This is a genomic window from Hydrogenophaga sp., from assembly GCF_011390835.1.
Taxonomy (GTDB): domain Bacteria; phylum Pseudomonadota; class Gammaproteobacteria; order Burkholderiales; family Burkholderiaceae_C; genus Hydrogenophaga.
This window is the reverse complement of record NZ_JAABRQ010000001.1, coordinates 217472-240598: the sequence shown is the minus strand read 5'-3', so window position 1 is coordinate 240598 and position 23127 is coordinate 217472. Positions and strand designations below refer to the sequence as shown.

Here is a 23127-nt window from a genome sequence, read left to right as displayed (position 1 = left end):
GCTGCGCGGCTTTTGGTTTGGTGTGCAGGCGCGCCTCACAGCGCCGTCTGTACACTGCGCGCGCCAAACTGGACGCTCAGGCGGCGGCCGACGCCGGCATCCAACGGGCCGGCAGCGCCAGCCGCTTCGCCTTCGACAGCCCCAGCGCCCGAAACGCCGAAAGGTCCTTGGCGAGATGAAACGCGGATCACTCTGCAGCCCGGTGAGGGCATCGAGATCAAGCTCAGCATGAATAATGGCGCCAAGGCGCTGTTCGCCTGGGTGGTGCAGGGCGGGGCGGTCGACTTCGACAGCCATGGCGATGCGCTGGGTCGTTCGATCAGCTGCGAAAAGGGCCGGGGCGTGGCCTTGGACGACGGTGAGCTGGTGGCAGCCTTCGACGGCCAACACGGCTGGTTCTGGCGCAACCGAGGCGATTCGGCGGTCACGCTGCTGGTGCAGACCGGCGGCGAGTATTTGCGAATCCACCGCTGACATCCCGCCGTGCGGCAGATCGCCGAACACCATGGTCATGCCTTGGCATTGAAGGCATGATCCACACTTGAAACGGCGCAGCGAGCGGTTGTCTCGCTCGCTGCGTCAGTTGGGAAAGCCTGTCCATGAGTTCCGTGTTGCATTCGAAAGTGCCTGCCGCGCGGGGCGCGGGACTGGCGCTGGCTTCAGCCGTTCTGTTTGGTTTGAGCACGCCTTTGGTCCAGCGATTCGGCGTGGCCATCGGCCCATTTTCCACCGCTGCGCTGCTGTACCTGGGCGCGGCGGTCGTCGCGGTCCTGACTATGAAGCCCGCCAGCCAGGAGGCGGCACTCGGGCGACGCGATCTGCCCCGCCTCGTGGGCATGGCGGCCATGGGTGCGGTACTGGGCCCTGTGGCCTTGGCTTGGGGCTTGCAGCGCACCAGCGGCGCCAGCGCATCGCTCATGCTCACCCTGGAGGCGGTGTTCACCGCACTGCTGGCCTGGGTCTGGTACGGCGAGTCCATGGACAAGCGCGTGATGCTGGCCATGCTGTTGCTGCTGGCGGGTGGCGCCACCCTGGTGTTGGACCAGGGCACGGCCGGGCAGGGTGCCACCCTGGGTCTGCTGGCGGTGCTGCTGGCCACCGCAGCCTGGGGGGTGGACAACGCGCTGTCCCGCGGCGTGGCCGACCGCGACCCCGGGCAGGTGGTTGGAGTCAAATCGGTCCTGGGGGTGACGGCCACGCTGATCCTGGCGGCACTCGCCGGCGAGGGGCTGCCGCCCTGGGGCGCTGCGCTGGCGCTGATGGCAGTGGGTGCCACGGGTTATGGGTTGAGCCTGCGGCTGTATGTGCTGGCCCAGCGCGCTTTTGGCGCTTCGCGCACCGGCTCGGTGTACGCCTTTGCGCCCTTTGCAGGTTTGCTCGGCGCCTTTGCGCTTGGCAACCGCTCGCTTTCTCTTATGGTGTTGGTGGCGGGTGTGCTCATGGTGTGTGGCGTGTGGCTGCATGTCAGTGAATCGCACGACCACGAACATGGGCACACTGCCTTGGTCCACGAGCATGCGCACGTGCACGGCAGCACCGATGACGATGGTCATCACGATCATCCGCATGATTCATTACCCACCGGCGCGCACAGCCATTGGCATCGGCACGAGCCGATTCGACACAGCCATCCCCATGTGCCCGACGCGCACCACCTGCACCGCCACTGAGCCCGCAACCTTCACCGTCTCTCGTAAAAAAGTACCCTTGACATGACCCATTCAACACCCCGTCACACCAGCGCCCTGGTGCTATTTTCTGGCGGCCAGGATTCCACCACCTGCCTGGCCCAGGCGCTTGCACGCTACCCGCGTGTAGAAACGCTGGGCTTCGACTACGGCCAGCGACACCACGTGGAGTTGCAAGCTCGCATCCAGGTGCTGAACGAGTTGCGCGAACGCTTCCCGACCTGGGGCGCGCGACTTGGCGAAGACCATTTGCTCGACCTCGGTGTGCTTGGCCAGGTCAGCGACACCTCGCTCACCCGAGAGACTGCGTTTCACATGGAAGCCAGCGGCCTGCCCAACACCTTCGTGCCCGGGCGCAACCTGCTGTTTCTCACCTTTGCCGCCGCGTTGGCCTACCGGCGCGGCATCGACGTGATCGTCACCGGCGTCTGCGAGACTGATTTTTCTGGCTACCCCGATTGCCGCGACGACACCATGAAGGCGCTGCAGGTCGCGCTCTCGCTGGGCATGGACCACCGTTTTCTCATTGACACACCGCTGATGTGGATCGACAAGACCGCCACCTGGCAGCTGGCCCACGACATCGGCGAAGCCTCGGGCGTCGCGCAGGGGGGCCCGCAGCTGGTGGACCTGATCGTCGAGCACACCCACACCTGCTACCTCGGCGACCGCACACACCGCCACGCCTGGGGTTATGGCTGCGGTGTCTGCCCTGCCTGCGAGCTGCGGGCCAAGGGCTGGGTCGGGTTTGCGGCATCACGCACGCATACCGGCCTGCCTTGACCTGGGACTCGTCGCAAGGCCGAACCATGCGCTGATTGCCGAGCAGGCAAGTCGATGTGAAGGCGACCTGCCATCAACGCCCCACCATCTTGGCCGGCACCACCCAGCGGTCAAACTGCTCGGCCGTCACATGGCCCGAGGCGATCGCCGCCTCGCGCAGGTTGAGGCCTTGAGCATGTGCGCGCTCGGCAATCTCGGCGGCTTTGTCATAGCCGATGTGCGGATTCAGCGCTGTCACCAGCATCAGCGACTGGTCCAGCAGCGCCTGGATGCGCGAACGGTTCGGCTCAATCCCCTGCGCGCAGTGGTGGTCGAAGCTGCGCATGCCGTCGGCCAGCAGGCGCACACTTTGCAGAAAATTGTGTGCCACCAGCGGCCGGAATACGTTGAGCTCGAAGTTGCCCGAGGCGCCACCGATACCGATGGCCACATCGTTGCCCATCACCTGCGCGCATAGCATGGTCAACGCCTCGCACTGCGTCGGATTCACCTTGCCCGGCATGATGGACGAGCCTGGCTCGTTGCCAGGGATGCTCAGTTCACCCAGGCCGCTGCGCGGGCCACTCGCGAGCCAGCGCACGTCGTTGGCGATTTTCATCAGGCTCACAGCCAGGGTCTTGAGCGCGCCGTGGGCGTGCACCAGCGCGTCGCAACTGGCCAGCGCCTCGAACTTGTTGGGCGCGCTAACCAGCGGCAGACCGGTGCGCTTTGCCAACTCGGCCGCGGCTTGTTCGGCAAAGCCCGCTGGTGCGTTCAGGCCGGTGCCTACTGCGGTCCCGCCCAGCGCGAGCTCGCACAGGTGGGGCAGCGCCGCGCGCAGGTGCGCCTCCCCGTGCGTGAGTTGCGCCGCATAGCCGGAGAACTCCTGGCCCAGTGTGAGCGGCGTGGCGTCCTGCAAATGGGTGCGCCCGATCTTCATGATGCCTGCGAAGTCACGGGCCTTGGCGGCCAGCGTGTTGCGCAGTGCGCCCAGCACCGGCAACAGCTGTTGGCTGATGGCTGCCACCGCTGCCAGGTGCATGGCGGTGGGGAAGACGTCGTTGCTCGACTGGCTGCGGTTCACCTCGTCGTTCGGGTGCACCAGGCGCTGCTCGCCACGCGCGCCGCCCAGCAGCTCGCTGGCGCGGTTGGCCAGCACCTCGTTGAGGTTCATGTGGGTCTGGGTGCCCGAGCCGGTCTGCCAGACCACCAGCGGAAATTCCTCCGCGTGCTGGCCGGCGATCACCTCGTCGGCTGCGGCCAGGATGGCGCGCGCCTTGGCATGGTCCAGCAGGCCGAGCCGCTGGTTCACCACCGCCGCCGCTCGCTTCACCTGCGCCAGCGCCTGTATCAGCTCAAGCGGCATGCGTTCGCCGGAGATGTCGAAGTGCTGCAGCGAGCGCTGGGTCTGTGCGCCCCAAAGCCGATCGGCCGGCACGGCGATGGCGCCAAAGCTGTCGTGTTCGGTGCGGGTGGTGGGCGGGGTGGTGTGGGGCACATGGGTCATGGGGATTCCTGGCGGGCGGGTCGCAGTCCGGGTACAAACCATTCTGCGACTTCACGTACCCGCTGTCATCCCAGCCAGGTCAGCCCGGCGCGATCCGCCAGCGGTGGCTTCCGCTGGCGTCAAGCTCCAGCGCCCACTGTCGGTCGTGAAACCCGGCCACGGTGGAGCGGTGGGCGATCGACACCATGGCGCCATCAGACGCTTTCACCATGGCACCCAAGCGCCCGTACAGCTCGGCCTCGGCTTGCTCGTCAAGCGCGCTGGTGGCTTCGTCCACAAAAAGCCAGCGCGGTTGTTTCAGGAAGGCGCGCGCGATCGCCAGGCGCTGCTGTTCACCACCCGATAGCTTTTGGCCCCAACTGTCCTTCTCGTCGAGCCGGTCCGCCAGATCGGGCAGCAGCGCAGCGCGCAGCGCCTGCTGCAGGGCGGCATCGGGATAGCGGTCGGCTGGTTCGGGATAGGCCAGCGCGGTGCGCAGGCTGTCGTTGGGGAAGTAGGGCCGCTGCGGCAGGAACATCACCCGCGCATCGAAGTCGGCCGGCAGCTGCAGCCGCCCTTTGGCCCATGGCCAGATGCCGGCCAGCGCCCGGAACAGCGTGGACTTGCCGCTGCCCGATGGCCCTTTGAGCAGCAGCGAATCGCCGGCCTTCAGCGAAAGGCTTGAGGCACCCAGTAGCGCAACACCACCGGGCAAGGCCAGATCCAGGCTGTCCACCATAATCTGGTCGTCATTCGCCGTGTTGCGCTCGCGGGCCATCTCGGCGCTGTGCAAGGCGGCAAAACTTTCTTCGAAACTGGTGATGCGGTCGGTGGTGGCGCGCCAGGCGGCCAGGCTGTCGTAGTTGTCGACGAACCACGAGAGCGAGTCCTGTACCCTGCCGAAGGCAGAAGAAATTTGCATCAGCTCGCCGAGCTGGATGGCGCCGCTGAAAAAGCGCGGCGCGGCCACGATGAAAGGGAACACCACAGCCGCCTGGCCAAAGCCCACGGTGAACCAGGTCAGCCGCTTCTGCGCGCGGATCAGGTCGAGGTAGTTGGCCAGTACCTGACCGAAACGCCCGCCCAGGCGCTGGCGCTCCACCGGCTCGCCGCGGTCCAGGGCGATCGACTCGCTGTATTCGCGCACGCGGATCAGGTGGTGCCGGTAGTCGGCCTCGAAGCGCTGTTGACGGAAATTCAGGCCGATCAGCGGACGGCCGATGTAGTGGGTGAGCACGCTGCCGACCACGCAATACACCACCGCCATCCAGACCATAAAGCCGGGGATGGTGTAGTCGCTGCCGTTGAAGCTGAAGCCAAAACTGCCTGAGAGCACCCACAGGATGCCGACAAAGCTCACCAGCGTGACCACGGCGTTGAGCAGCCCCATGGACAGGCTCACCGTGTAGCTGGTGAAGAGGTTCATGTCTTCGGCGATGCGCTGGTCAGGGTTGTCCGGCGGCGCATCGCTGCCTTTGGCGAAGCGCGAAATCTCCAGCTGGTAGAAGGCCTTGTTGGCCAGCCAGCGGTCCATGTACTGCCCGGTCATCCAGCCGCGCCAGCGCATTTGCAGCAGCTGGGTGAGGTAGAAGCGGTAGACAGCAATGATGATGAAGCCGAACGCCAGGTAGGTGAAGCGACCCAGCTGGTGCCAGAAGGCGGGCTGGTCTTTGTTCTGCAGCGCGTCGTAGAAAAACCGGTTCCACTCGTTGATCTGTACCAGCATGTAGACCGCGCCCAGGTTGAGCAGCACGATGGCCAGCAACAGACCGCGCGCCTGCCACTTCTGATCCGATGTCATGAAGTAGGGCGCGGCCAGCCGCCAGACCTTGGTTGAGAAAACCTTGAAGCTCTGGAATTTGGACATCGATGGGGTCATGGCAGGAGCTGTCTTCTAGAAGGTTCGCGTCGTGGCAATTTGGCAGTCAGAAGGGCCGTCCAACCCAGGATGCCGAGGAACTGGCTTTGCCAGGCTGCGGACATCGCCCCTGGGGTGTGACGGCGCAGCCGGCGGCAGGTATTAATGGTTCGAAATACCACTGGCCACATGCCCAGAGGGCACATGCAGCGCGGCGTGTTCGATGTGGCCGGTCTGATCGTCAAAGAAGAAGTCAGGTTCAAATTCACGCAGGAATTCGCCCTTGGGCAGACCGCCGAGGAACATGGCCTCGTCCACTTCGATGTTCCAGTTCATCAGGGTACGGATCGCGCGCTCGTGGGCGGGTGCGCTGCGCGCCGTCACCAGCGCAGTTCGGATGCGCATCTGCGAAGTACCTTCGGCCTGCAGCCGGTGCAGTGCTTCGAGCAGCGGCTTGAAGGGACCTCCGGCCAGCGGTAGCGCCGCTTTACTGGCTTCGTGGGCCTGAAACGCCGACAGGCCTTGCGCCTGGAACACCTGCTCGGCTTCGTCGGAAAACAGCACCGCATCGCCGTCGAAAGCAATGCGCACTTCGTGCGGGTGGGCGTCGCTGGCGTGCACAGACAAGGGGTAGACCTGCGCGGCGGGAACGGCTGCGTCTAGCGCCGCGCGCACGTCGGCCAGGTGGGTGGAGAGAAACAGGTTGGCACGTAACGGCCGCAGGTAGCGCCACGGCGGCTGCCCGCGCGTGAAGCTGCCGCGCTGGATCGGCAAGCCGTAGTGCTGCGCCGAGCGGAACACCCGCATGCCCGAGACCGGGTCGTTGCGCGAGAGGATCACCACCTCGACTCGCTGCGCCTGAGTGTCATTGAACGCGAGCAACTTCTGCACCAGAGAAAAGGCCACCCCTGGCTTGGCCGGCTGGTCCAGGCGGTCCAGCTGCAGCTTCATGTAGGCGCGGTCATCTCCGGTTTCAAACACCCGGTTCTCCTCTTCGAAATCGAACAGGGCGCGGGAAGAAATGGCAACAACAAGTTGCCCATCAAGTGTGGCTGGCATGGCGCGAACTCTATACCGAGAACAACAAGCGGAGACCAAGAGGGGAAGTCGACCTCAGGATGCCGCGGACATGGCTTTGCCAGGCCGCAGGCCTCGCCCCCTTGAGGGGGTGAGGCGCTGAAAGCGCGGCGCGGGGGCGGATCAAGTGACCAGTTGATTCAGCTGAATGATCGGCATCAGCACCGCAAGCACGATCAACATCACCACCAGGCCCATGCCGACGATCAGCAGCGGCTCCAGGATGGTGGCCAGGTGCATGGCGCGGCGCGTCACTTCGGCGCTCAGCTGCTCCGCCGCACGTGCCAGCATGGCCGGCAGCTTGCCAGTCTGCTCGCCCAGGCGGGCGAACATGCTCACCAGCGGCGGAAAGCGCTTCTTGCTGGCCAGCGCGGAAGCAAGCGGCGCACCTTCGCGCACCAGCACCAGCGCATCCAGTGCGTCGGCCCGCATGGCCTGGTTGTTCAGGGTTTCGGCTGCGGTCTGCAGGGCGCGCAGGATGGGCACGCCGGCACCCGCCAGCATGGCCAGCGTTCCAGCGAATCGCGCTGCGTTGTAGCCGCGCGCCAGCTTGCCCACCAGCGGCAGCTGCAGCCAGGCCGCGTCCATGGTCAGCCGCAAGGTCTCGACCCGCCGCGCCATCACCAGCCCCACGCCGCCGAGCACGGTGAGCGCCAGCATGAACCAGCCGTAGCTGCGCACGAAGTCGCTCAAGGCCAGCATGGCCACGGTCAGAAACGGCAGTGCGCGCTTGCTGCCGGCAAACACGCCCGCCACCTGCGGCACCACATACGACACCAGAAACACCACGATGACGATGGCCACCAGCGTCACGATGGCAGGGTAGAGTGAGGCGGCAATCAGCTTGTTCTTGAGCGCCTCGCGGGTTTCCAGGTCGTCGGCCAGCCGCTCGAGCACGGTGCCGAGCTGGCCGCTCTGTTCACCAGCGGCGATGACACCGGTGTAGATGGGCGAAAACTCTTTGGGGTGCTGCGACAGCGCGCGCGCAAAGGGCGAGCCGCCGTTGACCTCGGAGCGCAACGAAGCCATCAGGTTGCGCTGCTTGTCTTCTTCGGCCTCTTCGGTCAGGGCAGATAGCGCACGCTCCAGCGGCAAGCCAGCAGACACCAGGCCCGCGAGCTGGCGCGTCCACACCGCCAGCGTGGTGGTGTTGAACACGTGACCGCCCCACAGAGTGGTGTTGAGACCGCTCCCCGCCGCCGACGAGCCGCTGCCGGTGGCCGGCTCCACCACGATCGGTACCAGCGAGCGCGAGCGCAACATGCCGCGCGCGGCGCGCGCCGTGTCGGCATCGATCAGCCCCTTCTGGGTCGCACCCTGCGCATCCAGGGCTTCAAAGGTGTAGGCGGGCATGAAGCTATGAGTTCGGGAAACGTGGTTGGACTACTGGTTCAGGGCACAAGGCATGGCGCAAATCGAGCGCCCAGGATGCCGGGGAACTGGCTTTGCCAGGCCGCAGGCATCGCCCCCTTGGGGGGTGACGCACCGCAGGTGCGGCGCGGTGAGATCATCAGTCCCGCGTGACCGACATCACCTCGGCCATCGAGGTCACACCCGAATCAATCAGGCGCTGACCATCTTCGCGCATCGAGCGCAAGCCGGCGGCCTCGGCGGCCACGAACAGCTGGCTTTCGGCGGCGCGGTTGTGGATCAGCGAGCGCACCTTGTCGTCGGCCACCATGAGCTCGTAGACGCCGGTGCGGCCCTTGTAGCCGGTCTGGTTGCAGTGGCTGCAGCCCAACGGCTGCCAGCGGCCCTTGTCGTCCTGTTGGCGGCAGTGCACACACAGCTTGCGAACCAGCCGCTGTGCCAGCACGCCGAGCAGCGAGGAGCTGAGCAGAAACGGCTCGATGCCCATGTCAGTCAGGCGGGTGACGGCGCTAGGCGCGTCGTTGGTGTGCAGCGTGGCCAGCACGAGGTGGCCGGTCAGACTGGCCTGGATGGCGATCTGGGCGGTTTCAAAATCGCGGATCTCGCCAATCATGATCACGTCGGGGTCTTGCCGCAGGATGGCACGCAAGGCCTTGGCAAAGTCCAGATCGATCTTGGCGTTGACCTGTGTCTGGCCCACGCCCGGCAGCTCGTACTCGATCGGGTCTTCCACCGTCATGATGTTGAGCGAGCTGGCGTCGAGCTTTTGCAGCGCCGAGTACAGCGTGGTGGTCTTGCCCGAGCCGGTCGGACCGGTCACCAGGATGATGCCGTGGGGTTGTTCGATCAGCCGCTTGAAGCGCTTGAGCACATCGCCCTGCATACCCACGGCCTCAAGCGTGAGCTTGCTCTCGCTCTTGTCGAGCAGGCGTAGCACGGCGCGTTCGCCGTGCGCGCTGGGCAAGGTGGACACGCGCACATCCACCGCCCGCGTGCCAATGCGCAGGCTGATGCGGCCGTCCTGCGGCAGGCGTTTTTCGGAGATGTCGAGCTCGGCCATGATCTTCAGGCGCGAGATCAGGGCGGCGTGCAGGGCGCGGTTGGGTTGCACCACCTCGCGCAGCGTGCCGTCGACCCGAAAGCGCACGCTGGAGTGCCGCTCATAGGGTTCGATGTGGATGTCGCTGGCGCCGTCGCGCGCGGCCTGCGTGAGCAAGGCGTTGAGCATGCGGATGATGGGCGCGTCATCGGCCGCTTCCAGCAGGTCTTCGATTGCTGGCAGGTCCTGCATCATGCGGCTCAGGTCCACATCGCTCTGCACCTCGCTGACCACCGCCGCCGCGCTCGACTCGCCCTGCGCGTAGGCAGCGCTGATGCGCTGGGTCACCGACTCACCAGGCTCCCAGACCATGTGGCGCACTTCGTGACGGCGCAGGATTTCTGACAGCGCCGAGAGGCGCCGGGCCTGCTGAGTGCCATCGGCCGCGGGTGTGCTGCTACCGAGCAGGGTCAGGCTGTCACCCTCGTCCTCTAGCAGCCACAGGTGCTCACGCGCAAAACCGTAGGGCAGCGGGTACTTCATGAGACGGTATCGCGGATGAGGTTCACTGACCCGGGGCGGGCATCGGCGGGGCGGTGAGCGGTGCGCCCAGCGGGGGCAGCAAGGCGCCTGGTGCGCGTTCGGGTGGCATGACTGGTGCCTCGTTCACTCCCAGCACGCTGCTCGGCTTGGGCTGGTTGTCTTTCTGGATGGCACGCATGAGCTCATAGCGGTCGAGCGCCAAGTTGCTGGTTTCCCGACCGTCGCGCATCACCACCGGACGCAGGAAGACCATCAGATTGGTCTTCTTGCGGCTGCGGCTCTGGCTCTTGAAGAGGTTGCCGAACAAGGGCACATCGCCCAGACCAGGCACCTTGTCTTCATTGCCCGAATACTCGTCCTGCAGCAGACCGCCGAGCACAACAATGGCACCATCATCCACCAGCACGGTCGATTCAATGGTGCGCTTGTTGGTGATGAGTCCGGTACTGGAGTTGACCGACGAGGCCTGCACGCTGCTGACCTCCTGGAAGATCGTCATCTTGATGGTGCCGTTTTCGCTGATCTGCGGCTTGACCCGCAGCGTGATGCCGACGTCCTTGCGTTCGATGGTCTGGAACGGGTTGACCGAGCCTTCGTTGCTGCCGGTGTTGGTGAACTGGCCGGTCACGAAGGGCACGTTCTGTCCGATCACGATCTTGGCTTCCTCGTTGTCCAACGTGAGCAGATTGGGCGTCGAGAGCACATTGCCCTCGCCCGTCGATTGCAGAAAGCGCGCCAGGAAACCGAGGAAGTACACCCCATTTTTCTGCGCCGCCACGCCCAGATTCAGGCCCGCACCAGGTGCCACGGTACCCGGTGAGGCGGCGGCGAGGTTGAAGATGTTGTTGCCGCCGGAGCCGAAGTTGGTGCCCAGCAGGCCGATCAGGCTGTTGCCCGAGTTGCCGAGTGGTCCTTGCCACTGGATGCCGAACTCGGCCGCCTTGTCGGCATTCACTTCAGCGATCAGGCTTTCCACATAGACCTGCGCCCGGCGCGAGTCGAGTTGGTCGATCACGGCGCGCAACTGCCGGTATTGCGGCTCGGGGGCGGTGATGATGAGTGCGTTGGTCGCCGGGTCGGCCTGGATCTGGCCGCCGGTGGAAGGTGAAGCGCTGGCCGCGACCGGCGAGGTTGCAGGGTTGGCGCCTGCGGCGATGGTGACCGGACGGGCGCCACCACCGCTGGACGAAGCCGCGCCGCTTGCTTCGCCCGCCAATGCTGCGCGCAGCGTGGTGGCCAGGGCCACCGCGTTGGCATTTTTCAGATAAACCACATAGATATTGCCGCTGGCGACCTGTGAGCTGGGCTGGTCGAGCCGGGTCACGATGGAGCGCACCAGGGCAACCCGCGCCGGGTTGGCTGCTCGCAGGATCAGGCTGTTGCTGCGCGGCTCGGCCACCAGTGTGGTCCTGAAGGAGGTGTCGGCCTGGCCGGGCGCCGCGGCGCCACCGCTGCTACCTTCGATCAGGCGCGAAACCAAGGGCACGAGATCGATCGCCAGCGCGTGCTGCAGCGGAATGATGTCCACATCGGTGGCGCCGGAGACGTCCAGCGCGCTGATGATGCGGCCGATTCGCTGCAGGTTGTCGGAGTAGTCGGTGATCACCAGCGAGTTGTTGCCGGGATTCACATTGATGGTGTTGTTGGGGCCGATCAGCGGTCGCAGCACTGGCACCAGGTTGTTGGCCGATTCGTGGTTCAGACGAAAGATCTGCGTCACCACGGTGTTGGAAGCCGGCAGCCGCGAGGCCGGGCCGGCATTGACCACGTTGCCTTGCAGCTTGGCGTCGGCCTCGGGCACGATCTTGTACAGACCGCCGGTGTCGACCAGCGAAAACCCCTGCAGGCGCAGCACGGCGGCGAACTGGTTGAGCGCGGCAGCCGGCGAGACCGGTCGTTCAGTCGACAGGTTGATCAGTCCTTTGACGCGCGGGTCCACCACTACGTTGCGCCCGGTGATGTTGGCCATGGTGCGGGCCACCGCCTCGATTTCGGCGCCGACGAAGTTGAGCACCACCGGCTCGCTGGCGCGGCTCTGCGCGTGCAGGGGCACGACGGTAGTCAGCGCCAGGCACAGGCCCAGTGCGGTCAAAGCAAACAGGCCCCGCCGTCCGGAACCCGGGCCGGAAGGCGCGCTGAGATGTGGGGTCGATTTCATAGGGTTTCCTGTCACTGCCGATCCTATCGCGAAGCGCGGCGGGCGGGTCTTTTCATTCGTGAGGGCATGTTGGCAGGTCGCGGGGGAGGGTGATCGACGGAAATGGCGGTCAACCGATGCTAAATACCGAGCGCGTGCCTTGGCGTTTGCCCATGATGTTGAGCAGGTTGGTCAGTGCCACCTCGCGGCCGGGTGCGGCTTCTGCCTCGCCGCGGAACCGCAGTCGCCCACCCACCCATTGACCCGATCCCTGCAGCAGCAGGTCGCCGCTGAGCGTGTTGAGGTTCAGGGTGGCGGTGTGACCATCGGGCGCGGCGCGCAGTTCCATGCGGTAGCTGCCCAGGGGGCGCAGCGTCGACAGGCGCGAAGCGATGTCGAGCGCGTCCACCGTCAGCACGCCTTGCAGGTTGGCCCGGCCGCGATCCACGCGCAGCGTGAGGCCAGGGCTTTGCAGGGCCAGCTGGCCTTCCATGCGCAAGGTATTCCATGGTGTGCCCAGACCGCTTAGCAGCTCAGCTGGCCAGCGGCTGGTGAACGAGGCCAGCGTGAGCGCCATCCCGCCCCAGCGAGGCACCACGGTGAAGTCGAGCGGGGCAGGTGTGCAGCAAGGTGCGCTCAGCGCCACTTTCATGGCGGGCATGGTCCCGGCAAGGGTGGGCCGCAGCTGCCACGCCACGCCCTGGGGCAGGCCGGTCAGGGTGCGGCTGCCTTCGCCGCCGGTGAACAGCACGTCGGCCCGGCCTTGCCACACCGTGCCGCGGGCATTGACCAATTGCAGCTGGCCGTTGGTGGCCGAGCCGATGCCATCGGCCAGCCAGCGCGCTGGTGCAAAAACGAGCAAGGCCACCAGCAGGCCGAGGCCAGCACCCAGCCAGGCCATGCGACGGGCCCAGGGTCCAGCCACCGTCACTGCCCGGCCGCCAGACCCGGGCCACCGACCACCAGGGTGCCGGTCCAGCCGGGGGGATTACCGGGCCGGTTCAGCTTGGCTTCCACCGGCACCAGGCGGGCGTTGATGCGGACCTGCGTCAGCCATTGGGCCAAGGCTTCAGGCGCAGTGTTGTTGAGCGTGAGCGTGGCGCGTTCACCCTGCACCGCCAGCTGGGCTGTGGCGCCCAGCGCCGCCGAGGCCTGCTCCAGCGCGCGCAAGACGTCATCGCGCGCCGGTGGTTGCGCCGTGGTCTGGGCGCGCAAGGCCTGAGCAGTGGCCGCCATGCCGCGCATCTGGCCGAGCTGGGCATCTAGGCTGGCATGGCGCTCCGGCGCCTGGCGCAGGGTGGTCAGGGCTGGCGCAATGGCCAGCCACCACAGCAGCCCCAGGCCTACTACCCACACCGCCAGCGTGACCGCGCGGCGCTCGCGCGGCTGCATGCCTGCCAGCGCCTGCCGCATGGGGGCCAGAACGCCCGACAAGGCGGGCATGGGTTTCTTTTTGATCCCGCTCATGCCGGACCTCCGCCCTGACGGCTGCAGTGTGAACGCCTTGGGAGCGGCCCGGCGGCGTTCATGGCCGACTCCCAGGCTGCAAGGTGAGCTCGGCTCCATCGCTGCGCACCCGCCAGCCATTGCGCTCCAGCGCGTCCTGCACCGTGCGCAGGCTGTCTTCGCCGCCCGGCCAGCGGCCGAGGCGGGCTTCGCCTGGCGTGTAGGCGATGGCAGTGGCGGCCAAGCCGTCACCCGGGAGAACCTGGGCTACTGCGCCGAGCATGGTTTCCATATCGCCAGCGGCGAGCTGGCCGCTGGCCTGCTGCAAGCGTGAGAGCTCGCGCTGCATCTGCGCGGGCGCATCCAGAACCAGCGTCACGTTGGGAAACGTTTGTTTCAAAGTCTGGGTCACGGCTTGTTGCTTGGTACTCAGGCTGTTGCGCTCAGACCACGCAGCTACGTTCAAGCCCAGCAGCTGCACCGCCACCAGCGCACCGAAACCCCAGCGCGCCGGCTTCCAGGCGGGGGCGCTGCGCAGCCGGCGAAAAGTCTGTCGCAGCCGCTGACCGCGCCGGGCGCCAGCCGACAGGCTAAGGTCGAACTGCGCCAGGTTCCAGTCGGACTGCGCGCACTGCAACAGCCAGGAAGGCCGTGGCACGAGCTCAAAACGCTGGTTGAAGGCGCGCTCGGCGCGCGATGCCACGGCTGGGTCGGCCAGCAAGCGGGTGGTATCGGGGTCGGAATTGAGCAGCTCGTTGGAGACACTGCCGGCGGTGGTCGACAGGCCGCTGAAGGCAGAGTCGCCAAATGCGCTGTTGCCGCCGTCGGGCAAGGGCGTGGAGCGCACGCCCAGCGGGCTGGCACTCGACAGCCAGACCTGGTTGCCTTCGTCATGCGCCCAGTGCAGGGTGGGCGCGGGTGTCAGGTCTTTGCCGGGTGAGGCGGGTCCGTCGAGCGGGGCCAGCGGCCAGATCGAGGGCACGATGCGCGAGACCGGGCGGCCTGCGGTCTCAAGCGCTTGCAACCAGCTGCGCAGCCACACGCGCTCACAGGCCGCCACCCAAACCGTCTGCCCAGAGCGTCCACCGGGCTCCAGCGCGAAGTGCATTTCGATGGTGTCGGTCAGGAGCCGGTCTTCCAGCAGACCGTCGAGCACCGCGCGCAGCCGGGCGCTGCTGACCTTGGGCAGGGCCAGCCGATGCCAGGACACGGCACGGGGTGGCAGCACCAGAACCACATCGTCGTCGCGCGGCAACAGGGAGGCCGCGCTCTGGCCGTAGTCGAGTACCGACTGGCCGGTGGTCGAGGTAGCCCAGTCGACCTGCGCGGTGGAACCGGTGGCAGGCGCGATCGAGAAGTCGGAGGGCGTGAGGACGAGCAAGGTGGAATGAGGGTTCAGGCGCAAGGCGCAAAAGGACATTCTAGAGAGCTGGCCGCGCCGTGGGCAAAAACGGTTGTTCAGGTGGTCATGGCCAGCCGCCGGGTTGCACGCACCGGGCTCAGCGCGCGGCCAGCCGCTCGCGCCATCGCACGCTCACGTTGAGGTCTTGCCTCTCGACCAGAGAGCGCTCTTCGATCACCGTGTTATCCAGCCGCAGGCGTCCGCGCACTTCGAAAAACTGGCTGCGCGTGCCGTGGTGCAAATCCGACAGTTGCAGGCCGCTGTTGTTGAGCAACTGTGCCGGCTCGGCCAGGGTCTTGAATGGATTGCGCTCGCGCTCGGCCACCAGCCGCTGCGCCTGCGCCATGTCCAGGCCGGGAATGGCGGACACCAGCGCCTCAGGGCTGGCGGTGTTGAGGTTGAGCGTGGTGCGCACCGGCAGGACGGTCAGGTGGGGTTCCAGGGCTGCGAGGCTGGCCGCTCCGATGCCCAGCCACCCCAGCTGGGCGAACTTGACCGGCGTGAGTGCGGTGGCCGACGGCAGCGGATCGGTCAAGGCGAGGTTGGTGGTGTTGACCAGCTCGTTGATGGCGGCGGTCAGCTCGCTCGCAGGCAGGCCCAGCTCCTGGTAGAGATTGACCATGGCGTCGCGGTCGGGCTCTGACACTTCGGCCTTGGCCTGTGCTCCCTGGCCGCTCAGGCGCACGACATTCATGAAGTTGATGCGCGATTGCAGGTCGATCACCTCGCCGGAGAGAAAGGCGTCCATGGTGTTGTCGGTGTTGTTGTCCTTGTCGGCGGCGAGAAAGCTGGACAACCGGGCCTCCTCCAGCGGCGTGGCCCAGGGCTCGCCCAGGTGATCGGCGTTGCCGCTGTTGCGGTTGCCGCGCGCGTCTTCGCGCAGGATGAGTCGAGCCCAGTCGAGTGCGCCAGTGAGGATCCAGCCGGCCTGCGCCCGCTGTCGCTCGGCCGACTCGATTTCGGTGGCGCGCCACTGCTGCCAAAGCGCGGCCGAAGCCAGCGTGGCCACCAGCGTCACTACCAGCATGGCTAGCAGCAGGGCGGCGCCTCGCTGCTGCGCACGCACGCGGCCGTGCGACGGACTTGGCCAGGGTCTGCGCGCGCTCACGGCCGGCCCGCCTGCAGCGTCGGGCGCACCCAGTCGCGCACCACATCGCCGCCCAGGGTCGGCCCGCCGGGCATGCTGAGCACCACCCGCACCCCGTTCGGCACCGCGCCCTCGTCGCCACCCACCACGCTTCCGGTGCCGCCTTCGGCCGAGGTGCCGACGGACGACAAAGGGTTGCCCCAGGTGTCGCCCCGGTGATAAAAAAGTTGCCAGTTTTCCAGGCCGATCAGCGCGATGGCGCTGTCCGAGCCAGGAGACTCACCGCCGATGGGCAAGGCTTCGCGGCTCCAGTCGGCAGCGCGCTGCCAGGCGCGCGCCAGCTCGTCGCGCCGCAAGAGTGGCGGCGACTGCCAGCGCACCCACTGGCCCGAGCCGTCCAGTGCGCTTGGAGGGGGTGTGGCATCGCCAGAGGGGGGCAAGGCTCCGGCACGACGTGTCCACGCCACCACCCGCACACCCGCGCTTTCCAGCCCCGCTTCGGCTGGGTCTCGCCGGGTCAGGCGCAGCAGCCGGCCGTCAAAGACCAGCGGCGTGACCTCGCGCGTGTCGACGATGGCGTCCAGATCGGCGGTCCACTGGCCCAGCGCCGCCTGAAAACGCAACAGATCATCGGCCCGCTGCTGGGTCTGTGCCTGTGTGCGCGTCATGCCATCGAGCGAGCGCCAGCTGAGCAAGGCCAGCATCGACATGATCGTGATCGCGACCAGCAGCTCGATCAGCGTGAAGCCTGTTGCGCGCGAATGGCTGACCCGAGCAACGGGGAAGCGTGGGGGCACCATCAATACCGCCCCAACACGGTGGACAAGGTGAGCAGTCGTACTTCGTTGCCGTCCACCTGCCCCCGCACGGTCGCGTCAATGCGCCGGAAGTTGGGGTTGGGTGTGGGCAGCACCGACAGACCGACCTGCAAGCTGCGTCCCGCCTGTTCGCAGGCCACGGTGCTGTCGCCCACGCCCGGCAGCTGGCGGGCCAGCCGCAGGCGGGTGAGTTCGTTCTCGGCGCACAGCTGAGCCAGCCACTGATCGGTCTGCCGCGTCGCCGCCCGGGTGAGGGCGCCGGTGGCCTGCAGACCGGCAGACAGCGTGATGGCCACCACCGCCAGTGCGACCAGCACCTCGATCAGCGTGAACCCCCGGTTTGGGCGCCGGGGCGAGTGGCGTCGCATAGGCCCGGCAGCGCTCATGGTGGCACCACCGCAAAGGGCGCCAGGCCATCGGTGGCCAGAGTGAGCTGGCGTTCACCCAGCAACAGGGTCAGGCGCTGCGAGGCGATCAGCGGCTCAGGTCCGAGCACCAGGGTCTGGGCATTGGCCGGGCGAACGATATGTGCCTGAGTTTGCGGGTCCAGCCAGTCGCGAGGACCGGCCAGCGAGTCCGGATCTTCTTCCCGGGGTCTCAAGCCTAGGAATTCAAAACCCTGTGGCAGGGCGCGCCACACCACCGGGATGCCGCTGGTGCGTGACTGAGCTCGGGCGGATTCGAGCATGGCCGAGAGCCGCAAGGCTTCGCGTTCGAGCCGGGTGGTGCTGCTGTCTCGCAAGGCCAGTGTGGCGCCCGCCGTGGCCAGCGCCACAATGGCCAGCACCACCAGCAGTTCCAGCAGGGTGAAGCCGCGTGCGCGCGTCCACATCACATCAGATCAGCGCGCTATCGGCCGCCTGTGCACGCAGCGCCGCAGCCCATCGGCGTACTCCGCCAATCGAAGTGGCTCCCCAAGCGGCGCGCGGGAGGGCAGAAAGTCACTGCCAGCTGCCCACGTCCGCGTCCTTGCCTTCACCACCGGGCTGACCGTCGGCGCCGAGTGATAGCACATCCACCTCGCCGTGCACGCCGGGGTTCAGGTACTGGTAGGGGCGGCTCCACGGGTCGGCCGGCAGCTTCTCCAGGTACGGGCGCCAGTTGGGCGGCACCGGACTTGCCGCCGGTTTGGCGATCAGTGCGTTGAGCCCTTGCTCGCCGGTGGGGTAGCGCTGGTTGTCCAGCCGGTACAGCTTGAGCGCCTGCATCAGGTTGTTGACGTCGGTCTTGGCCGCGGTCACCCGCGCATCGTCGGCGCGGTCCAGCACATTGGGCACGATCAAGGCCGCGAGCACGCCGATGATGACGAGCACGACCATCAGTTCGATCAGGGTGAAGCCGCGTTGCAGCGCGCGAACGAAGGCGCGGCGAGACGGCTGGGCAGGAAGGGGTGAGTGGTTCAACGCAAGGACTCCCGCTGACAAGGGGTTGCAAATGGCGACGAACGTGCGGTGGTGGCCCGCCTCACAGTCGCTTCGGTCCATCATAATGCGGCGATGAACAAGGTGCCTTCCTTCGCGCACTCCGCCTACCCCGGTGAAGGCGTAGCCACGCATGCGCCCGGGCGCAAGCCCTGGCCGGCGGTGGCCGCCGGGCTGTTGTGGCTGGCGGCTGGACTGAGTGCCGGTTATTGGGTGCTGCAGGCCTGGGGTCGCTCGCCGGTGACGCCCGTGCCCGCTGCCAGCAGTGGACCTCCCGTGGTGGAGACCGCGCAAGTGGCTCGGGCGCTGGGGGCATTGCCGGCCGCCATGCCTCGGGCCAATGCGCCCGTGGTCGCGGCCAGCCGCTATGCGCTGCAAGGTGTGGTGGCGGTGGGCACCGACCGGGGTGCGGCGCTGATCGTTGTGGATGCCCAGCCATCTCGACCATTCCGGGTCGGTGCTGAGGTCGAAGCGGGAATTTTCCTGCAAGCCGTGACCGCCAAGGAAGTGAGGCTTGGACCTTCGGTGGATGGTCCTGCCTCGGTCACGTTGGCGATGCCAGCCCTGCCAGAGCAATAACCTTGAGGGATCGGGCTTCCGGCGCAAGCGCGCGGCTGGGCCTCAGCAGGGTGGCGAAGACTCAGTGTTCCAGCAGCGCTTGCGCCGTCTGCAGTATCGGCCAGGCCACGAGGGCACCCACGCCTTGCCCCACGCGCAGCTCCATGTCCATCAACGGTTGCACCTGCAGGTGGATGAGCATGAGCCGGTGACCGGGGTCAATGGTCCGATGAGTAAACACGAGGTAGTCGGCCACAGGCGGGCACAGGCCGCGCGCCACCAGGGCAGCCGCACCCGCCACAAACCCGTCCACCAGCACCACCCGACGCTCGCTCGCTGCCTGCAGCATGGCCCCGGCCATCATGGCGATCTCGAAGCCGCCGAGTGCGGCCAATGCGTCCAGCGGCTTGACCGCCTTGCGGTGGCGGCTGGCGGCGGCGGACAGCTTTTCCAGCTTGTTCTGCAACTGGGTGTTGTCGAGTCCGCCCGGGATGGGGTGGTCTCTGCCGCAGGCGTCTGCCAGCGGCACACCGCACAGGCGCGACAACAGCAACGCGGCACACGATGTGTTGCCCACGCCCACATCGCCCAGCGCCAGTACATTGCCCGGCAGGTGGCGCACCACGTCCATCCCGGCCTGCAAGGCAGATATCGCCTGGGCCAGGGACATGGCGGGGCCGAGCACCATGTTGCGCGTGCCGTAGCCGATCTTGCGCACCAGCAGGGGCACCGAGGGGGCCGCGGCGCCGGCCTCCACCACATGGCTGGCCACGCCCGCGTCCACCACCGTGAGATCAAAGCCCATGGTTTCAGCCAAGGTGTTGATCGGTGCGCGTCCCTGCAGGATCTGCTGCACCCGCTCGCGGGTGGCCTGCTGCGGCACCGCGGACACGCCTTCATCAGAAATACCGTGATCGGCGGCAAACACCAGAACCTGAGGCGAGTCGAACACCAGCAGGTCCAGCGGCAAATGGCCTGCGCTCTGCACCCGGGCCAGCTGCAGCACCAAATCTTCCAGCCGACCCAGCGCGTGCGGCGAGAAGGCTTCGGGCTGGATACGCTTGAGCATGGCCGCGTCCAGCAACGCGTCGGCTGTGGCTGCAATCGCGGGCAGCTTGGGCGCGGGTGCCTCGACGTCCGTCGGGGTGTCGGCTTCGGCCGAATGATGCTGGATCAGCATGGGTTGTGGCCTGCTCAGCTTTGGAGAAATAGACGGTACACCGGATTCAGGGTTTCTTCGACATACGGGTAGCCGAGCGTATCCAGAAAGCGGACGAACGCCTTGTTATCTTTGGGCGGCACCTGCAGGCCAACCAGAATGCGTCCGTAGTCGGCACCCTGGTTGCGATAGTGGAACAGGCTGATGTTCCAGCCCGGGCGCATCAGGCTCAGGAACTTGAGCAGTGCGCCCGGGCGCTCCGGGAACACAAAACGCAGCAGGCGCTCGTCGTGCGCCAGCGGCGAGTGGCCGCCCACCATGTGGCGGATGTGCTCTTTGGCCAGTTCGTCGTGTGTCAGGTCCAGCGTCTTGAAACCCTGTTTGTTCAGGTTGGCCGCGATCTTGGTGGACTCGCCCTTGCCCTGGGTGGCCAGGCCGACAAACACGTGGGCCTTGCTGCCGTCGTGGATGCGGTAGTTGAATTCGGTCACGTTGCGAGGCCCACCGGGGAGGTCGCCAATCAGCTCGCAAAAACGCCGGAAGCTGCCGCGCTCCTCAGGAATCGTCACGGCAAACAGCGCTTCGCGCTCCTCACCCACTTCGGCGCGTTCGGCGACGAAGCGCAGGCGGTCGAAATTCATGTTGGCGCCACAAAGGATGGCGGCGTAGGTCTGGCCTTTGGTCTTGTGTTGCGCCACATACTGCTTGATCGCCGCCACCGCCAGCGCGCCAGCGGGCTCGACGATGCTGCGTGTGTCCACGAACACATCCTTGATCGCCGCGCACACCGCGTCGGTGTCCACCGTCATGAACTCGTCCACCAGCCCGCTGGCGATGCGGAAGGTTTCTTCTCCCACCAGCTTGACCGCCGTGCCGTCTGAAAACAGACCCACATCGGGCAGCGTGATGCGCTCACCCGCGCGCACCGAGCGGATCATCGCGTCCGAGTCGCTCATCTGCACGCCAATGACCTTGATTTCGGGCCGCACTGCCTTGATGTAGTTGGCCACGCCCGAAATGAGTCCACCCCCGCCAATGGCCACGAACACGGCATCCAGGTGATCCGACCCCAGGCCCTGCACCTGACGCAGGATTTCCATGGCGATGGTGCCCTGGCCAGCGATCACATCCGGGTCGTCGAACGGATGCACAAAAGTCAGCCCTTGCTGCTTCTGCAGGGTCAGCGCGTGCCCATGGGCGTCCGAGTAGCTTTCTCCGTGCAAGATCACCTCGCCACCCAGGGCACGCACCGCATCGATCTTCACTTGCGGAGTGGTGGTGGGCATCACGATCACGGCGCGCGTGCCCAGCTTGTGCCCCCCCAGAGCAACCCCCTGCGCATGGTTGCCTGCTGAAGCGCAGATCACGCCCTTGGCCAGTTGTTCGGCGCTCAGTTGCGCCATCTTGTTGTAGGCCCCGCGCAGTTTGAAGCTGTGCACCGGTTGCTGGTCTTCGCGTTTGAGCAAGACCCGGTTGTGCAGGCGCCGGCTGAGGTTGCGAGCCGGCTCCAGCGCGGTTTCCTGCGCCACGTCGTAAACCCGTGCGGTCAAGATCTTCTTGAGGTAGTCGGCCGGCCCGAGTGCGGCCGGAATCGGCGGAGTCGCCCGCTTGCGGGCGGGGCGCGGCGTTGAGGTGGCGTTGGCAGAGCGGGGCGGCATGAGGAATTCCTTCGCGGTCATCATAGCCAGCCTGCCTGCGGCGAAAAAAAGCCCGGAAAGGCAGAACCAATCCGGGCTTGAAATCCACCCGAGGAGGGTAGAGGAGACAACCGTCAAAATACAATGATGTCAGTATAGCGGCCGGATGCTGCAACGCAACATGTGTTGTGGCGTTTTTGCTAGCGTTTAGAGAGCTGCCCCCAGCTTCGTCTGATTTTTCACACCTGGACCCACCATGGAATGCACCGTCACCTGGACCGGCGCCGCTGGCACCCGCTCACACATGGGGTTTGTGGCCGAGACCGGCAGCGGCCATGTGCTCGCCATGGACGGCGCGCCCGACGCGGCCAAACCAGAAAACGGCGGGTCCAACCTGGCCGCACGACCGATGGAAACTGTGCTGGCCGGCACCGGTGGCTGCACCGCCTACGACGTGGTGCTCATTCTCAAGCGCGGTCGCCACGACGTGCGTGGCTGCAGCGTCAAGCTCACCACCGAGCGCGCCGAGACCGACCCCAAGGTTTTTACCCAGATCCACATGCATTTCACCGTGACCGGTCGCAGCATGCCAGCCGCCGCCGTGGAACGCGCCATTGCCATGAGCCACGAGAAGTACTGTTCGGCCAGCATCATGCTGGCCAAGACCGCAGTCATAACCACGAGCTTCGAGTTGACCGAGGCCTGAAGGCTTTCAGGGAAAGGCTCGCGCTGCAGCGAGCGTACGGCTAACAGGCCAGCAGCTGGTTCGCTTTAAAGAGGGACGACCCCTGAAGCGCCGGGGAAGCCCGTTTTTCTCAGCGCCTAGGGCCGCTGTTCTAGATCCGGTGCGCCACCGTCGTCATCACCTTGGCCGCCATGCTCATCAGGCCCTTGACGGGCAAGGGCAGCTCCACCGCCCCAGCGTGCTGCGCTTCGCGGGCGTGGCGCGCTTCGTCATCCTTCATCTGCGCCACGATGGCGCGAGAGGCGTGGTCGTTGGCGGGCAGCCGGTCCATGTGGCTGGCCAGGTGGGCCTCCACCTGGCGCTCCGTCTCCACCACAAAGCCCAGGCTCACGCCGGTACCCAGCCGACCGGCCAGCAGGCCAAGACCGAATGCGCCGGCATACCAGACGGGGTTCAACCACGATGGTCGAGCACCCAGCTCGCCCAGCCGCGTCTGCGTCCAGGCCAGGTGGTCGGTTTCCTCCCGGCCCGCGGCTTCGAGCTGTCGAGCCAGGGATTCGTTGTGTTGCGCACCGGCGCGGCGCGCAGCCAGCGCCTGTGATGCATAAAGCGCCTGGGCGCACACTTCGCCCACGTGGTTCACCCTCATCAAAGCCCCGGACAGCGCCCTGTCCGGTTCGCTCAGCGTCGTGTTGCTGTCCTCCGGCACGGTCGGGCAAGGTCGCGAGGCGCGAGGCGCCACGAACAGGGCGCGCAAGGCGGAATCGGCGGCGTTGATGAGAGCGTCCATATCGTTTTCCTGAGTCCGGGGGAGGGCAGCATGAGAGCAGTTGAAGCGTGCTTGATTCTGGATCAGTCTGGTGGTAGCTGCCTTGACGCCGGGCAATGCCTGTCACCATGGTTTCGCACCAATACGGTGCGATGTTGTCCTAGTGCCACAAAATGGGCGCGTT

At 66.4% G+C, this 23127-nt stretch carries 22 protein-coding genes; 5 read left to right on the top strand and 17 right to left on the bottom strand.

Features of this window, described 5'->3' with window-relative positions; translation table 11 throughout:
* Positions 1-228: 228 nt before the first annotated feature.
* The 3 genes from GPT34_RS01155 to queC all read left to right on the top strand — a co-directional run bounded on the left by GPT34_RS01155 (position 229) and on the right by queC (position 2471).
* Positions 229-474, top strand: coding sequence for a hypothetical protein (locus tag GPT34_RS01155; RefSeq protein ID WP_291008566.1), 246 nt, complete (start codon positions 229-231; stop codon positions 472-474).
* 125 nt (positions 475-599) lie between these two features.
* A complete protein-coding gene (locus tag GPT34_RS01150; RefSeq protein ID WP_291008563.1) occupies positions 600-1670 on the top strand; it encodes a DMT family transporter in 1071 nt (356 codons plus the stop codon).
* Between the two features lie 42 nt (positions 1671-1712).
* A complete protein-coding gene (gene queC, locus GPT34_RS01145; protein ID WP_291008560.1) occupies positions 1713-2471 on the top strand; it encodes a 7-cyano-7-deazaguanine synthase QueC in 759 nt (252 codons plus the stop codon).
* 73 nt (positions 2472-2544) lie between these two features.
* On the opposite strand, the gene fumC is transcribed toward queC, so the two are convergent.
* The 14 genes from fumC to gspG form a co-directional block, all read right to left on the bottom strand.
* Positions 2545-3957 (bottom strand): class II fumarate hydratase, encoded by a 1413-nt coding sequence (fumC, locus tag GPT34_RS01140; protein WP_291008557.1) that lies wholly within the window; start codon positions 3955-3957, stop codon positions 2545-2547.
* 79 nt (positions 3958-4036) lie between these two features.
* Positions 4037-5815: an ABC transporter ATP-binding protein/permease gene (locus GPT34_RS01135; RefSeq protein ID WP_291008554.1), complete on the bottom strand. Its 1779-nt coding sequence runs from the start codon at positions 5813-5815 to the stop codon at positions 4037-4039.
* A gap of 141 nt (positions 5816-5956) precedes the next feature.
* Positions 5957-6853: a 5'-nucleotidase gene (locus GPT34_RS01130; protein WP_291008551.1), complete on the bottom strand. Its 897-nt coding sequence runs from the start codon at positions 6851-6853 to the stop codon at positions 5957-5959.
* Positions 6854-6994: 141 nt separating this feature from the next.
* Positions 6995-8224 carry a type II secretion system inner membrane protein GspF gene (gene gspF, locus GPT34_RS01125; RefSeq protein WP_291008548.1) on the bottom strand — a complete coding sequence of 410 codons (1230 nt, stop codon included), beginning with the start codon at positions 8222-8224 and terminating at the stop codon, positions 6995-6997.
* 157 nt (positions 8225-8381) lie between these two features.
* Positions 8382-9824 carry a type II secretion system ATPase GspE gene (gspE, locus tag GPT34_RS01120; protein WP_291008545.1) on the bottom strand — a complete coding sequence of 481 codons (1443 nt, stop codon included), beginning with the start codon at positions 9822-9824 and terminating at the stop codon, positions 8382-8384.
* A gap of 22 nt (positions 9825-9846) precedes the next feature.
* On the bottom strand, positions 9847-11982 hold the full coding sequence (gene gspD, locus GPT34_RS01115; protein WP_291008542.1) for a type II secretion system secretin GspD: 2136 nt from the start codon (positions 11980-11982) through the stop codon (positions 9847-9849).
* Positions 11983-12091: 109 nt separating this feature from the next.
* Positions 12092-12862, bottom strand: coding sequence for a type II secretion system protein N (gspN, locus tag GPT34_RS01110; RefSeq protein WP_291008539.1), 771 nt, complete (start codon positions 12860-12862; stop codon positions 12092-12094).
* Positions 12863-12888: 26 nt separating this feature from the next.
* A complete protein-coding gene (gspM, locus tag GPT34_RS01105; protein WP_291008535.1) occupies positions 12889-13428 on the bottom strand; it encodes a type II secretion system protein GspM in 540 nt (179 codons plus the stop codon).
* A 58-nt stretch (positions 13429-13486) separates the two neighbouring features.
* Positions 13487-14788 (bottom strand): type II secretion system protein GspL, encoded by a 1302-nt coding sequence (gene gspL / locus GPT34_RS01100; protein ID WP_291008531.1) that lies wholly within the window; start codon positions 14786-14788, stop codon positions 13487-13489.
* Between the two features lie 118 nt (positions 14789-14906).
* The gene (gene gspK / locus GPT34_RS01095) at positions 14907-15917 is read right to left on the bottom strand and encodes a type II secretion system minor pseudopilin GspK (protein ID WP_291008525.1); all 1011 of its coding nucleotides are present in this window, start codon (positions 15915-15917) and stop codon (positions 14907-14909) included.
* Positions 15914-16696 (bottom strand): prepilin-type N-terminal cleavage/methylation domain-containing protein, encoded by a 783-nt coding sequence (locus GPT34_RS01090; protein WP_291008522.1) that lies wholly within the window; start codon positions 16694-16696, stop codon positions 15914-15916. The genes gspK and GPT34_RS01090 overlap by 4 nt, the downstream gene beginning before the upstream one ends.
* Positions 16696-17100, bottom strand: a complete 405-nt coding sequence (gene gspI, locus GPT34_RS01085; RefSeq protein WP_291008519.1) for a type II secretion system minor pseudopilin GspI — start codon at positions 17098-17100, stop codon at positions 16696-16698. Before gspI ends, GPT34_RS01090 begins: the two co-directional genes overlap by 1 nt.
* Positions 17097-17546 carry a prepilin-type N-terminal cleavage/methylation domain-containing protein gene (locus GPT34_RS01080; RefSeq protein WP_291008516.1) on the bottom strand — a complete coding sequence of 150 codons (450 nt, stop codon included), beginning with the start codon at positions 17544-17546 and terminating at the stop codon, positions 17097-17099. The genes gspI and GPT34_RS01080 overlap by 4 nt, the downstream gene beginning before the upstream one ends.
* 109 nt (positions 17547-17655) lie before the next feature.
* Positions 17656-18063, bottom strand: coding sequence for a type II secretion system major pseudopilin GspG (gspG, locus tag GPT34_RS01075; protein ID WP_291009018.1), 408 nt, complete (start codon positions 18061-18063; stop codon positions 17656-17658).
* Between the two features lie 147 nt (positions 18064-18210).
* Here gspG and GPT34_RS01070 point away from each other — a divergent pair, with 147 nt between their 5' ends.
* Complete coding sequence (locus GPT34_RS01070; RefSeq protein WP_291008513.1) at positions 18211-18714, top strand: general secretion pathway protein C; 504 nt, start codon at positions 18211-18213, stop codon at positions 18712-18714.
* Between the two features lie 61 nt (positions 18715-18775).
* Here the strand turns inward: GPT34_RS01070 and GPT34_RS01065 are convergent, their stop codons facing one another.
* On the bottom strand, positions 18776-19873 hold the full coding sequence (locus GPT34_RS01065; RefSeq protein ID WP_291008510.1) for a nicotinate-nucleotide--dimethylbenzimidazole phosphoribosyltransferase: 1098 nt from the start codon (positions 19871-19873) through the stop codon (positions 18776-18778).
* Positions 19874-19887: 14 nt separating this feature from the next.
* On the bottom strand, positions 19888-21510 hold the full coding sequence (ilvA, locus tag GPT34_RS01060) for a threonine ammonia-lyase, biosynthetic (RefSeq protein WP_291008507.1): 1623 nt from the start codon (positions 21508-21510) through the stop codon (positions 19888-19890).
* Positions 21511-21745: 235 nt separating this feature from the next.
* Between ilvA and GPT34_RS01055 the strand changes: the two genes are divergently transcribed.
* Positions 21746-22195, top strand: coding sequence for an OsmC family protein (locus GPT34_RS01055; protein WP_291008504.1), 450 nt, complete (start codon positions 21746-21748; stop codon positions 22193-22195).
* A 130-nt stretch (positions 22196-22325) separates the two neighbouring features.
* Here GPT34_RS01055 and coq7 read toward each other — a convergent pair whose 3' ends face one another.
* Positions 22326-22964, bottom strand: coding sequence for a 2-polyprenyl-3-methyl-6-methoxy-1,4-benzoquinone monooxygenase (gene coq7 / locus GPT34_RS01050; protein ID WP_291008501.1), 639 nt, complete (start codon positions 22962-22964; stop codon positions 22326-22328).
* Between the last annotated feature and the right edge of the window lie 163 nt (positions 22965-23127).